A 13838-nucleotide genomic window follows, 5' to 3' on the forward strand; every position below is an offset into this window, starting at 1 on the left:
CTAAATATCTGACATGAGCTATATCAAGAAAATATTAGCGCCTATCCAAAAATCTATGCGGCAATCGGTTTCGTCTTTTATCAATTTAGAAACCGCTGATAATGAAACGACGCTGGTTTCAAATGATGGTTCTTTGATTTCCTATTTAAAGGTTGAAGGCAGCAAACAAATCATCGGTGAAGAGGAATATAATAATATTGTTGAAGGCGCGACAATTAAAATTGGCGCGCGTTTTGATCGTCAAGGTCATGCGATGCAGGTCTATTATGTGCGCGACCCAGGAAGAATCGAAAAGGTTTTAAACGGATTGATGCGGCCTCTTAAAATCAGCGCTAATAGTATTGGGCTGGAAATTGAAGACCTGATTGAGGAGCGTGTCTCCCACTTGCAACGCTTTTTAAGCCACGAAGAAGCATATTTTGTGCTTTGGACTCGCTCCAGTGTCCTTACAAAGAGCGAAATTGCTCGTGCCAGCAAGGATACCTTGGAAAATGCGAAGCAGTGGGTAAACGCTCCTGATTCTCAATTTCCTTATGCAACACTTGAGCCCTTGCGTACTCGTCATAAGAGTTATATCTCCGCAATGACAGGCGCTCTGGAAGAGCTCGGCATTAGCTGTAATATAATGGAAGTCCACGATGCCTTAAACGCCGTACGCTCAAACATGTTTCCTGATCGCGCCAATGATAAATGGCGGGCCTGCTTGCCTGGCGACCCAATCCCGCCGCGTGCACCGACCAGCCGGATTGATATGTCGGATATTCTCTGGCCGAATCTTCCTAATCAGCTTGTAGCCGGAGATGCTCGTGTTTTGGGCAAGTCTGTGTGCCGCATTGGAGATACGTACTGGGCTGGCGGAGATATGAGTCTGGGTCCAATGGATGCAACGGCCTTTCCTATACTGCTTAACCGGCTTGTTGAGGCCGATATTCCCTTTAGAATCTCTTTTCTGATTGAGGGAGGGGGCATTTATGCAACGCAGCTTAGAACATTTTTGGCAACGATTATGGGGCCGACGAATACCGCTAATAAACAGATAAAGTACTCTCTGGAAGGCCTGCAAACAATGGCACGCAGTGAGCCTGTTGTACGTTTGCGTGTTTCTTTTGCAACCTGGTGCGCACTTAAAGAAAAAGATGAAATCCAAGACCGGTTGTCTGTCCTTCTGCAGGCTATTGAAAGCTGGGGGTATGCGCAGGTCACTGAATTTTCCGGGGATGCGCTTGATTGCATCATGTCTTCGGCAATGGGAATCCATTGTGCCGGAACCGCGCCGACAGGTATCGCACCTATGAAGGAAGTGATGAAACTCCTGCCATGGCAGCGTCCGTCCAGCCCGTTCAAGCAAGGTGGCTCGGTGCTCTTCCGCACTCCAGATGGAAAGGTTTGGCCGTATCAGACTGGAACAAATTTAACAACAACATGGTTTGATTTGATTTTTGCGCAGCCGGGTGCAGGCAAGTCAGTTTTGCTTAACACGCTTAACCTTGGAACGTGCTTATCTCCCGGATTGAATACGCTTCCTTTTGTTGCCGTTATTGATATTGGCCCGTCCTCTTCCGGGTTGATTTCCTTGATCCGTGAGGCGCTGCCACTTAACAGACAGCATGAGGCCAGCTATTACCGCCTGCAGATGAGCCACCAATATGCAATTAATCCCTTTGATACTCAACTTGGTTGCCGTTCGCCTTTACCGGAAGAACGCAGTTATCTGGCAGAACTTTTAACACTTTTATGTACGCCGCCAGGATACGATAAACCTTATGACGGTATGCAGCAGCTCACCGGGCTGGTTGTCGATGAAATGTTCCGCTGGCGGAATGACAACGAGGCCAATGCTGAGCCGCGGCCTTATTTGCCGCGCCTGGAAGCGGAAGTGGATGAGGCTATTCACAAACATAATATCCATTTGCCGACCGATCCGTATTGGTGGGACATTGTCGATAAAATGTTCGATCTTGGCGAATATCATATTGCCAGTCTGGCCCAGCGTCATGCCGTTCCGACATTGAATGATTCTATTACCGCATCGCGGCGGCCACAAATTAGAACATTGCTTGAAGAAACAGCTGTTGGTTTCAGTAGTGAGAGTGTGATTAGCGCGTTTGAACGAATGATTACATCCGCGATTCGTGAATATCCTATTTTGTCTTCTGTGACACAATTTGATCTTGTCGATAGTCGCGTTTGCTCTCTTGATTTGATGGATGTTGCACCACAGGGTGATGAGGCCGCTGATCGCCAAACTTCAATCATGTATATGCTAGCGCGTCATGCATTGGTTCGAAGTTGGTGGATGGGCCAAGAAGCTGTGCAATATGTGCCGAAAAAGTATCAGGAATATCACGAGCTGAGATTACAAGAGCTGTCCGAAGCCCCTAAACGACTTTGTTATGATGAGTTTCATAGAACCAGTAAATCTCATTCTGTGCGCAATCAGGTCATTCGCGACGTACGCGAAGGGCGGAAACGTGGCGTTCAGATTGTTTTGACTTCACAGTTGATTGATGATTTTAGTAAAGACATGGTCGATCTGGCAACTGGTGTATGGGTCTTAGGAACAGCCATTTCCGATAAAGCTGTTGCGGACGTGGTTGATCGATTTGGCCTGTCCGATACTGCACAGAAAATTATTCGTCATAAACTTACCGGTCCTAAATCTGTCGGCGCTCCTTGTCTTTTTGTATTGGGTTCTACGGATGGACGCTATGAACAACATTTATATAATACGCTTGGCCCAATTGAACTTTGGGCGCTCTCAACATCATCCGAAGATGTGGCTATTCGTAATCGGCTTTATAATAAGATAGGCGCTGGCCGCGCACGGAAAATTCTGGCTGCTAATTATCCGGGAGGAAGCGCGAGAAGTGAAATACGACGGCGGGTTTTAGCCAATAGTGAAGAAGGGGAGGCGCGTGCGGCAATGATTAGCGCCATTATTGAACAAATCGTCGATGAGTTGGTTGAAGAAAGCAAAAACGAGCAAAAAACTGAAACAAACAAACGGGTTAAGCTGTTCTAAGCAGGGAAAGTTATGAGTGACACACCCAAAGACGACGAAGATTTTACGCTCAGCGCAGAGATAATGGACAGGGCTGAGCGCAAAGCCTTTAGGGAAAAGGCCAAATTAGAGGCAAAAGAGAAAGCTAAAAAGTTTGAGCCTACCCAAGATGAAATTGAAGCTGCCTTAGCTAATAGTAAATTTATTGAGGCAGAAAAGGCCAAAAAGAAAAAGCTTTTTAAAGGCGTGAGCGCTTTTTTAGTTTTGGTCTTTTTATTTTGGGCTATCGACTCCTTATTTACTCCTTATAAGGCGGGTATGACTTTTGGTATTTGCCGTACATATCTTGAGTTGAACGTACAGTTTCCTCAAGATCTTCGTATCAGCACAATTGAAGATTTCGGGGAGTATATTCGTATATGGTATACACAGCTTGATGCTTTCGGAGAATATCGAATGGAAAATATACAATGCCATTTCCGTGCGGATGAAGTCACAGGCGCAGCTGTCGAAAAGATTTTGATTAACAGACGTGAAGTTGATCCTGAGAAAGTGGTGCTTTTTAACGCAAGCATTCCTGTCATTCTCCAAAACCCGCCTGATCTGACGATTCCCGCACCTCTTCCGAATAGTCTGGAGAACTTGCAGATCAATACGGATGCTTTCCGTTTTCAATTGAACCTGCCTGGTAAGCTTGGACAATAATTAAGTCTGTTAACACGTATAAAAAGGACGCTTCATGAAAACCCGAAAGCTTGGGCGCACGGATCTGGCTGTCAGTCTCATTTGTCTGGGCACGATGACATGGGGCATGCAAAACAGTGAGGAAGACGGCCATGCGCAGATGGATTATGCGCTGGATCAGGGCGTGAATTTCTGGAACACAGCAGAAATGTATGCAATTCCGCCTAGCGCCGAAACATATGGCCGGACGGAAAAAATTATTGGAACATGGTTTGCGAAAACCGGGCGAAGGGCAGACGTTGTTCTGGCCTCCAAGGTTGCCGGTCCGGGCATTGGCTGGATTCGTGGCGGTGATTATAAAATTGATCGCAAAAATATTCTGGATGCGGTTGAAGCTTCCTTGAAGCGGTTACGAACCGATTATATTGATTTGTATCAACTACACTGGCCCAATCGCGGATCGTATCATTTCTCACAACATTGGCGCTATAATCCGCAGTTTGATGCGACGGCGGTTGAAGAAAATTTTATAGAGATTTTGGAAACGCTGAATGCGTTGACCAAGAGCGGTAAAATTCGCTATGTCGGGTTGTCCGATGAAACCGCATGGGGAACAATGAAATATCTGGAGCTGAGCCGCAAATATAATTTACCACGCATGGTTTCAATTCAAAAGCGGATTATTGGCCTGGTCACCGCTGGCCACAGGAATGCTGAGCGGAAAATATCTTGGGGGCGCACGCCCTGAAGGATCTCGCTGGACCTTGCTGCAATCAATTACGCGTGACACGCCACAGGCCAATGCGGCTGTGGCACGTTATATTGAAATTGCGAATGACCATGGATTAGAGCCAGCACAGATGGCGCTGGCTTTCGTGAATTCGCGGCCCTTTGTGACTGCGAATATAATCGGTGCGACCAGTCTTGAGCAGCTTAAATCGAATATCGCTTCGGTTGATATTGAGCTGTCTGATGGTGTTCTGAGAGAGATTGAAGGCGTTTATCGAGATTTCCCAATACCGTATTAGAGAGGTGGCCCCAAGAATTCGGACAGTGAGTTAAGCTACGATCTATGACCGAAGGAGGGTCATGGATTATGAGCAAGACAAGGAAGAACTACCCGGCGAAGTTTAAAGCGCAGGTTGCGCTGGCGGCGTTGCGGGAGGACGCGCCGATCACGGAGCTGTCATCCCGTTACGGGGTGCATGCGACGGTCATTCACCGTTGGAAGAAGGAGGCTCTGGCTGCGCTGGAGGCGGGTTTTGCGGGCAAGCTGGAATCGCGAGCGGACGCGCATAACGCCGAGGTCAGGGACTTGCACGCCAAGATCGGACAGCTGACAGTGGAACGTGATTTTTTAGCCGATGCCTCCGCCCGGTTGCGGTCCGGGGGCGGCAGGAAATGGTAGACCCGTCCAATGACAATATCGGCATCGCGGCGCAGTGCCGGTTGCTGGGGATCAGCCGCTCTGGCTGGTATTACGAGCGGCGCGGGGAGAGCGCGGACAATTTGGCGCTGATGCGGCTGATTGACGCGCAATTCCTGCAAACCCCGTTTTACGGGTCCCGTCAGATGGCCCGGCATCTGCGCCGTCAGGGGTACGAGGTAGGCCGCACCCGCGTGCGGCGTCTGATGCGCCTGATGGGAATCGAGGCGGTCTATCAAAGGCCGCGCACTTCGATGCCGCATCCCGGCCACCGGATTTATCCCTACCGGCTCAAGGGGCTCACGATCACCCGCCCGAACCATGTATGGTGCGCGGATATCACGTACATCCCTGTCAAACGCGGGTTTTTGTATCTGGTAGCGATCATGGACTGGGCCAGCCGGAAGGTGCTGGCCTGGCGGCTGTCGAACACGATGGAAACGCGCTTTTGCGTGGAGGCGCTGGAGGAAGCCATCGCCCGCTACGGGCCGCCGGAGATCTTCAATACCGATCAGGGCAGCCAGTTCACGGCGGACGCGTGGACGGGCGTCCTGAAAGAAAACGGGATCGCGATCTCGATGGACGGCAAGGGCCGCTGGATGGACAATGTGTTCATCGAGCGGCTGTGGCGGAGTCTGAAATATGAATGCGTGTATCTGAACGCGTTCGAGAGCGGCCTGCAAGCCAGGCGGGATATCGGGCGCTGGCTGGCGTTTTACAACGCGCAGAGGCCGCATTCGGTATTTGATGGACAACCCCCGGACGACGTTTATGATGAACGAAATTTTGTTTCTCCGGCCTCGGGCTTGCCGCCTCCGCCTAACGGCTCCGGCGGCCGCGCCCTTCACCCGGAGAAACAAAACCACAGGCAGGCGGCATGACAATAACCAACCGATCGTAGCTTAACTTCGCCGCAAAGCTGGCCGAAGAACCGAGACCACCTCTAAGATTAAGATAGGAAGTCACTCTTGTCAAATTTGCCGTATTAATTCGGCAGCAGTGCCCAGTAGCGCCCTTGTGATTTCATCGGACCGGCCAGGGTTTCGGCCATGTCGCCATAGCCCCAGAAAACATCGCCGCGTACAGGGCCCCGGATAGCGCCGCCGGTATCTTGCGCGATTAACAAACGCTGGAGCTTGCCCGCGCCGGGCACGGGGGCCTCAATATCGGCCCAAAGCGGCAAGCCATAGGATAATAATGAGTGGTCTACGGCCAGCGAACGGCCAGCGGTCAACACGACGCCTTCGCCGCCTACCGGCCCGGCGCCATCGATCTGTTTAAAAAATACGTAAGAGGCGTTGGTATTCATGATCTCATCAGCTTGGGCTGGACTGGATTCCAGCCACTGGCGGATGGATTGCATAGAAACATTTTCTTTGGTTAATGCGCCGCGTTTAATCAGCTCGCGGCCAACGGCATAATAAACATGGCCGTTTTGTCCGGCATACCCGATACGCATGGTTCCGCCTTCGGCCAATTCTACAACACCCGAGCCTTGAATTTGTACGAAGAACGCATCAACCGGGTTATCGACCCAGACCAGTACTTTATCGTTATGGGGCCAATTGCCGTTTACGATTTGAGGGCGTGCTTCGTAGGGTTTCAGATTGCCATCGACAACACGTCCTGCGATCCGGCGACCTTTGAGATCTTCGCGAAAATCACCGAGTTGGACCATGACCAGATCTTCGGGGCGCTGGTAAAGCGGTGTTTGGTATGGGCCACCGCGTACGCGTGAGCCTTTAAGAGAGGCTTCATAGTAACCTGTAAACAGCCCTGTTTCTTCGTTATCAGATAGGATCTGATAGGGCGTAAAACGAGTTTCAAAAAAGCTTTGAACGCGCTCGAAATCGTCCGTGTCTAAAGCTATAAATTCATAACACGCTGGTCGCCAATCGCCATAAGTTCCAGCCTCTTTTAAAGTGCCAAACGATTTGGCAGGATCGGCTTTGAGAATGCGCTCACAGGATTTGGTGAAGGCCGGGATTAGTGTTTTAAAATTGTCGTCGCCCCAGCCCGGCAAATCAGTATAGCTGGCAGGTTTGAGATTAGGCTCTGGTACTATTTTTTCAACAGGACCCACACATGCTACTAGCAAAAAGCATAGGGAAGATGCAAAGAACACGCCAACCGTATTAGAAAAATACGGTGTATTACCGATAAGGTAAGTTCTTTCCTTCTTAAGGCTTTTGTTCAAGTTTAATTTTTTCAATTTTTTTACGGTTTTTTTCAATTTGTTCTTCAAACCATTCTATCTCGCGTTGCAGTTGTCCAATTTTTGCTTTCTTTTGTTCTTCAGGATCACATTTTTCTGCTTCTTCTTTGCTGAGTGTGGTTTCAACCCACTGCACTATCCCTAAGTGCATATCATTTTCTACATTTTCATCGTATTTTACTGTCATCTCTGCGTTAGAATAAAATGCGTCATCTCCTGCACTATTGCTGTAAGTTTTAGAAAAAGGAAACATCAGGGTCCATGACTCCTTTTCCTGTTTTGTGATTCTAGGAAAACACATAACTTTTGCATTTATTATGGACTGATTTTTATGAACATTTTCTATTGTCTTAGAACGAGATAGCGCGATCATGAAGTTTTGGTATCCCTCAAGAGTGAAAAACTTCCTATTTTCGATGAGTTTTTTATCATAGTTATGAAATCCAAATGTCATTACTGATGCGGCAGCTTTTTGAGTCCATGTTTTAACATCCTCATCAGGAATTTTTTCTTGTGCCCACGTTGTAAAGGGGAAAGAGATAATAATGAGAGAAAAGATAAAAATAAGCGCTTTTGGCATCGTTAAGATCCTTTATATGGAAGTGTTTTGAATTTTAATGCGTATCGGGAATGCGGTCGTTATCGTCTTCGATGTCGCTGCGGGTTTCATAGACCAGCCAGCTTGGATCTTTGGATTTTATATCGCGACCGAATGTCCAGATATCGTTCATGTAAACGATTTTGTCAGGATAGCCTGCGATAACTTCCCCGTTTTCGTCACGCGTTACAGTGGTTTCTTCGGCTGTAAAACGCACGGTGATGTAGGCCATTTTACCGTCAAGGCGTGCCTGGGTTACATAGGCCTTTCGGATAGCATGAATATCAGTGGTTTCCGTTTCTTTACGCTTTTCACGTTCAGTAATCGCACCTTCAAAAGCCTCAAAAACCTGTGGGCTTAAAAGATTTTTGAGCGTGTCCCGGTCTCCTTCTGCAAAAGATTCCACAATCATTGCGAAAGCGTCTTGCGACCCTTCGAGGAAAAAATCAATGTCGAAGCTTTTATCGGCTTTAGAAATGTCGATCAACCCATTTTCAGCCGTCTTGTTGTCAACGCCGTAATTGCGGCGCGGCTCTTTCGTTAGCGCGATAATATTTTCTTCCATTCCGGCAGGGCGATCTGCAGCGGCAAGGCCTTGATCCTTAATATCGTCCTGCTCACCAGCCAAAAACGGGTTTGGATGCTCACGTTCTTCACCGTGACGCGTTCCCAAAACGCTACGCAGCCAGAATACAAGACCGGCAGCTACTAAGGCATAAACAATCAAATCAGCGGGCACGAAGGAGCCTTCCCTTGTTAAAATTCATATTTACTCAAGCAATATGTTCATTTTATCACGTTTTGTCCAATAAAAGCGCTAAAAAGACGGGATTTTCGCTTTAGGATTTCTTATTTGTGTTTTAGAAGGTGCTCACATAGATTGGCCTAAGCTATTATCGAGGAAGGTTCATGCCGTTTATTATTATTTTTGTGCTGATTCCGTTCATAGAGCTTGCGACCTTTGCCAGCGTCAGTGAGCATATAGGAATATGGACGACGTTAGCTCTGGCGTTTTTGACCGCAATACTCGGTGGATTGCTGGTTAAATATCAGGGTTTGAATACAATTCTTTCAATGCGCAAAGCAATAGATCAGGGCAAAATGCCTCTGGATGAAATTTTTGACGGCTTTTGTCTGGTCGCGGCAGGCGCTTTGCTGATTACGCCGGGTTTTGTAACTGACGCAATCGGGTTTGCACTGCTGGTGCCGCCTGTGCGGGCGGCGCTGCGTTACTTTATTCGCACGCGTACAAGCTGGGCTGTTTCAGGCAGCACAGCCGAATATGAAACGCGCCAGTATCGCCCGCACGATGGTGACATCATTGAAGGCGATTATGAGCGAATGGATGAAAATGAAGACCAAGACCGGGATGAAATTAAGCGCCTGTGACAGTGCTTAATTGAAGCATATAGTTAAACGTGGTAATCACGAGGTTGATTTTAAATTTGGAGTTATTTTTATGAGTGATCAAGACGCTAAAGACCAATCTGGCGCGCAAACCCCGGGTGGAATGCCGATTAATATTCTGGCGCAATATGTGCGTGATGTGTCCTTTGAAAACCCACTGGCGCCGGATTCTTTGCGCGCCGGGCAGACGAATCCGGAAATGGATATTAATATCGGAATGGATGCACGCAAGCTGCCGGATGAAACGATAGATAATCTTTATGAGGTTGTTATAAATTTGCGCGCCGCTGCATTGCGTGAAGAAGAACCTGTTTTTATTATGGAGCTGCAATATGGCGTCACGGTCGCCCTTAACGACATTCCGGACGACAATCATCATCCAGTTCTTCTTATTGAAATTCCGCGTTTGGCTTTCCCATTTATACGTCAAATTGTCAGCGAACTGACAGTGCAAGGCGGATATCCGCCACTAAACCTCAACCCGGTTGATTTTCAGGCACTTTATATGGAGCGCTTTAAAGACGAAATTAGAGAGGCGCAAGAAGCGGCAAATGGTAAGGGCAAGCCTGCCCAAAAGAACGCTGAGAAAAAAGAAAAGGAGAAAAACTGATGAAAGTTTTATTAACCTTGGTAACGTTGGCGGTTGTCCCGTTGGTTTTAAGCGGTTGTAATACCGTTGAAGGTATGGGCAAAGATATAGAAAGAGCCGGAGAATCTATCCAAAAACTCTAGGGCTTAGCTTACTTTTTTCCAAAGCGGATCTTTGAGTTTTTCCAAAAATTCTTTATGCGCCTCCAATTCTTCAGCGCTCGGCGTATGTGGCCGTGCTTTGCGTATTGATTTTTTTGCCAGCATGGTTTGTTGCTGAGATTTTTCGGTTTTTGCTTTTTCAGAAGCAAGCCCTAGCCCGTGCTGGCGTCCGCCGAGTAGTTCGAGATACACTTCCGCCAAAAGTTCCGAGTCTAAGAGCGCCCCGTGGTAGGTACGCTCGGTGTTATCAATGCCAAAACGCCGGCACAGTGCATCCAGATTTGCAGGTGAACCAGGGAATTTTTTACGTGCTATGGCTAGCGTATCGATAACATGACCCCAGCCGATGGCTTTATGGCCAACCTGCCCCAGCTCCCAATTGATGAATTTCATATCGAATTCGGCATTGTGGATGACCAGTTTGCCACCGTCTATGAAGCTCATAAATTCGCTATAGACCTGGCTGAAAACGGGTTTGTCAGCGACAAACTCATTGGTAATGCCATGGACAGCTGTGGCCTCGGCAGGAATATCGCGCTCAGGATTAATATAGAACTGGAGCGTATTACCTGTTGGAATATGATTCATCAGCTCGACGCAGCCGATCTCAATGATGCGATCGCCATTTTGCGGGTCCATGCCCGTGGTTTCGGTGTCGAGTACGATTTCTTTCATGCGGCGGTGCCTTGTTCATCCTCTTCGGGGGTTTGCTCTGCTCTGATTTTAGCCAGAACACCCTTTAATTCCCGCATCATCGTAGCGCGCCCCAGTCCGCTATGTACAACAAAATCAGCGCGGGCGCATTTTTCGCCGTCCGGCATCTGGCTTTCGACAATAGCAGAAAATTTTTCGACATTCATGCCGGGGCGAGCTAGAACGCGGGCTTCCTGAATAAAGGCGGGCGCAGAGATATTGATGGTGTAATCACAATGCATATCAGCACCGGTTTCGAACAGGAGCGGCACATCCAGCGCGACTATTTCGCGGCCTAACCCCCGTTGAGCACGAATAAAATTATTTTGCGCTTTGCGCACCAGCGGATGGAGAATGGCTTCAAGCTTTTCGCGTTCATCCGGTTTTTCAAATATGATTTTTCCCAGCGCTTCGCGTTTTAAATATCGAATTGTATCTTTATATGGATTCCAGAAATGCTTACGTCCGTAAATCTGTGGGTATGAAAAATACGGGAAGGCAGCAGCAATGGCGTACCAGGCTTCACTCCCATAATGCAAAAGTTTGTGCACTTCGGCGTCAGCATCATGCACCGGTACGCCGAGATATTCCAGCATCGCGCCAGCGCTGGATTTGCCCATTCCAATGGAACCTGTTAGGCCAAGGACAATCATTGTTTCCCCTCATTGTCCTTGTAAACGAAGTGAAGCAATCCAGTGCCACAAGTACAATATTTATGGATTGCTTCGTCAGCTTTGCTTCCTCGCAATGACGTCATTCTAACACCAACTTCTTCAATTCATCTGTCACGTCAGGCAAGAGGCCGAACCATTCCTTAAAGGCCGGGCGAGCTTGATGGATGAGCATGCCGATACCCGTTACAGTCGGATTACCGCGCTCTTGCGCTGATCGTAAAAGGTCTGTTTGCAACGGCGCATAGACAATATCATTGACCAGCGCGTGAGAAGGCAATGCTTTTAAATCCAAATCCAGCGGCGGCTGGCCTTGCATGCCTAATGACGTAGTATTGATCAGTAAATCGGCTCTGGCCAAAAGTTCGACGCGATGATCCCAATCTTCAACGACAATCAAATCGCTCATACATCCCATTTCTTCGCGGATGGTTTCAGCGCGCGCACGGGTACGATTAAGCAGGATAATCTGACCAATATATTCACCTATTAATGCGCTGACGATTGCGCGCGTTGCTCCGCCTGCACCTAGAATAACGGCTGTTTTTTCTTCAAAATAGAATTTGGGATTGGCGTCCCATATATTGTGCAAGAAACCAAAGCCATCGGTATTCATGCCGCGCAATGCGCCATTTTGGATAACAACCGTATTGACTGCGCCGATGTTTTGCGCTCCCAGATCAACCTTGTCGCACAATTCCAATATAGCTTCTTTATGCGGCACGGTGACGTTAAACCCTTGATAGCCTTCATCGGTTAAACGCCGAATTTCACTTTTAAGATTTTCCGGCGCAGCGTCAATTGCCTCGTAGCTGCCATTAAGACCATAAGTCTTAATCCAGTAATTATGGATGAGAGGAGATTTGGAATGGCTGACCGGATGACCGATCACGCCGGCTTTGATCATTTCGCTCATAATCCTATACCCTGGTTTTCGCGTAGATATTTTAAAAGCGGCAAAAGTGGCATTCCTAAAATGGTGAAATAATCGCCCTCGATTTTATCGAAAAGCTGCGCGCCCAATGATTCAAGTTCGTAAGCGCCTACGGACCGGGTTAATGCTTCTCCTGCGCATTCCATATATTGTTGCAGAAAATTATCGTCAAAATCATGCATTGTTAATTCCGCACTCTGCACGGTTTTCCAGAGAATTTTTTCATTTTGAACAACGCTCACGGCGGAAATTAAGCAGTGAGTTTTACCACGCAGGGATTTGAGTTTTTCGCGGGCCTCATTCTGATTAGCAGCTTTGGAAAGCATTTGGCCTTCACATTCTAAAACCTGATCTGAACCAATGACCAGTGTGCCGGGGGTTTGCGCACTCACGCTGCGGGCTTTTTCTGTGGCGAGAAGCTCTGCAATTTCATCAGGGTTTTTACCATCCTGGCGCGCGGCAATCATGATCGCATTTTCATCAAGATCTGCAGAGCTGATTTCGAAATCCAGTCCGGCAGCATGCAGCATATCCTGGCGCGCTTTACTTTGTGAAGCGAGGATCAGAGTCATTCATTACCCTCTTTAGCAAGCTTATCACGCCGTGATTGCAGCAGAGCCATAATCTCGGCGGAAGTTTCTTCAATTGAACGTTTAGTCACGTCAATGACGGGCCAGCCTTTTTTGCTGTAAAGTCTGCGGGCTTTACGGATTTCTTCCTCAATAGCTTCCTCATCAAGATAGGCATTATCTTTGATATGGGGTGGAGCATCCTGTTCTTTTGCATGTAGGCGGGTGCGGCGCAGATGCATGAGGCGCTGGGGCGAAGCAGTGAGGCCAACATACATTGGTTTTTCAAACGAGAGTTTCGCATCGGGCACTTCAACACCGGGTACAAGGGGGATGTTTGCAACTTTAATGCCGCGCCGGGCAAGAAATACGGACGTCGGCGTTTTGGATGTGCGCGATACACCGACCAGAATAACATCGGCTTTTGACAGACCCTTGAGCGTTTTACCATCATCGTGACGCATCGCATAATCGACAGCCTCAACGCGTTTGTAATACGCATCATCCATTGCGTGTTGTAGGCCCGGTACGCCCTTGGCATGCTCGCCTAGGTAAGAAGAAAGGCTACGAATGATGGGATCAAGCACCGCAACACATGGAACGCCAAGTTCTTCGCAAAAATCCTGCAGACGGTGACGCATTTTATGGTCTACAAAGGTGAAAATAACCGGACCTGGCGTTTCCTTAATACGAGCAATGACTCGTTCTAATTGACGTTCAGAGCGCACCAAGGGCCAGAATTTTTGCACCGGCTCAACATGTTCAAACTGCGCCAGACATGCGCGCGCCAGTCCCAACAAGGTGGTTCCGGTCGCATCAGAAACCAGATGGATATAAAATTGCTTTAGCGGTTCTTGCTCTTGATTACTCATGCGCCCATATTAATGGGA

At 48.1% G+C, this 13838-nt stretch carries 13 protein-coding genes and 2 pseudogenes; 7 read left to right on the forward strand and 8 right to left on the reverse strand.

Features of this window, described 5'->3' with window-relative positions; all coding sequences use genetic code 11:
• Positions 1–13 precede the first annotated feature (13 nt).
• The 4 genes and pseudogenes from H6859_08420 to H6859_08435 all read left to right on the forward strand — a co-directional run bounded on the left by H6859_08420 (position 14) and on the right by H6859_08435 (position 5887).
• Entirely contained in the window at positions 14–3022 is a 3009-nt protein-coding gene (locus H6859_08420; protein USO05168.1) for a type IV secretion protein IcmB, read from the forward strand.
• A gap of 12 nt (positions 3023–3034) precedes the next feature.
• Complete coding sequence (locus H6859_08425) at positions 3035–3706, forward strand: hypothetical protein (protein USO05169.1); 672 nt, start codon at positions 3035–3037, stop codon at positions 3704–3706.
• Positions 3707–3740: 34 nt separating this feature from the next.
• Positions 3741–4713: pseudogene (locus H6859_08430) on the forward strand (aldo/keto reductase).
• A gap of 68 nt (positions 4714–4781) precedes the next feature.
• A pseudogene (locus H6859_08435) lies at positions 4782–5887 on the forward strand (IS3 family transposase).
• Positions 5888–6096: 209 nt separating this feature from the next.
• Here H6859_08435 and H6859_08440 read toward each other — a convergent pair.
• From H6859_08440 to H6859_08450, 3 genes are read right to left on the reverse strand one after another with little or no spacing between them, the layout of a single operon-like run.
• Entirely contained in the window at positions 6097–7272 is a 1176-nt protein-coding gene (locus H6859_08440; protein USO06738.1) for a murein transglycosylase A, read from the reverse strand.
• A gap of 19 nt (positions 7273–7291) precedes the next feature.
• A complete protein-coding gene (locus H6859_08445) occupies positions 7292–7906 on the reverse strand; it encodes a DotI/IcmL family type IV secretion protein (GenBank protein ID USO05170.1) in 615 nt (204 codons plus the stop codon).
• 34 nt (positions 7907–7940) lie between these two features.
• Positions 7941–8663, reverse strand: a complete 723-nt coding sequence (locus H6859_08450; GenBank protein ID USO05171.1) for a Tim44 domain-containing protein — start codon at positions 8661–8663, stop codon at positions 7941–7943.
• Between the two features lie 170 nt (positions 8664–8833).
• On the opposite strand from H6859_08450, the gene H6859_08455 reads away from it, so the two are divergent.
• The 3 genes from H6859_08455 (at position 8834) to H6859_08465 (ending at position 10063) form a co-directional block, all read left to right on the forward strand.
• Positions 8834–9313 (forward strand): FxsA family protein, encoded by a 480-nt coding sequence (locus tag H6859_08455; GenBank protein USO05172.1) that lies wholly within the window; start codon positions 8834–8836, stop codon positions 9311–9313.
• A 70-nt stretch (positions 9314–9383) separates the two neighbouring features.
• On the forward strand, positions 9384–9941 hold the full coding sequence (gene secB, locus H6859_08460) for a protein-export chaperone SecB (protein USO05173.1): 558 nt from the start codon (positions 9384–9386) through the stop codon (positions 9939–9941).
• Positions 9941–10063, forward strand: a complete 123-nt coding sequence (locus tag H6859_08465) for an entericidin A/B family lipoprotein (GenBank protein ID USO05174.1) — start codon at positions 9941–9943, stop codon at positions 10061–10063. Before secB ends, H6859_08465 begins: the two co-directional genes overlap by 1 nt.
• Positions 10064–10066: 3 nt before the next feature.
• Here H6859_08465 and dnaQ read toward each other — a convergent pair whose 3' ends face one another.
• The 5 genes from dnaQ to H6859_08490 form a co-directional block, all read right to left on the reverse strand.
• Positions 10067–10756: a DNA polymerase III subunit epsilon gene (gene dnaQ, locus H6859_08470; GenBank protein USO05175.1), complete on the reverse strand. Its 690-nt coding sequence runs from the start codon at positions 10754–10756 to the stop codon at positions 10067–10069.
• Positions 10753–11427 carry a dephospho-CoA kinase gene (gene coaE, locus H6859_08475; protein ID USO05176.1) on the reverse strand — a complete coding sequence of 225 codons (675 nt, stop codon included), beginning with the start codon at positions 11425–11427 and terminating at the stop codon, positions 10753–10755. Before coaE ends, dnaQ begins: the two co-directional genes overlap by 4 nt.
• Before the next feature lie 100 nt (positions 11428–11527).
• Positions 11528–12361, reverse strand: a complete 834-nt coding sequence (locus tag H6859_08480; GenBank protein USO05177.1) for a shikimate dehydrogenase — start codon at positions 12359–12361, stop codon at positions 11528–11530.
• Complete coding sequence (gene maf, locus H6859_08485) at positions 12358–12951, reverse strand: septum formation protein Maf (protein USO05178.1); 594 nt, start codon at positions 12949–12951, stop codon at positions 12358–12360. The genes H6859_08480 and maf overlap by 4 nt, the downstream gene beginning before the upstream one ends.
• On the reverse strand, positions 12948–13820 hold the full coding sequence (locus H6859_08490; GenBank protein USO05179.1) for a kinase/pyrophosphorylase: 873 nt from the start codon (positions 13818–13820) through the stop codon (positions 12948–12950). Before H6859_08490 ends, maf begins: the two co-directional genes overlap by 4 nt.
• Between the last annotated feature and the right edge of the window lie 18 nt (positions 13821–13838).

It is taken from the genome of Rhodospirillales bacterium (assembly GCA_023898785.1).
Classification (GTDB): domain Bacteria; phylum Pseudomonadota; class Alphaproteobacteria; order Micavibrionales; family Micavibrionaceae; genus TMED27.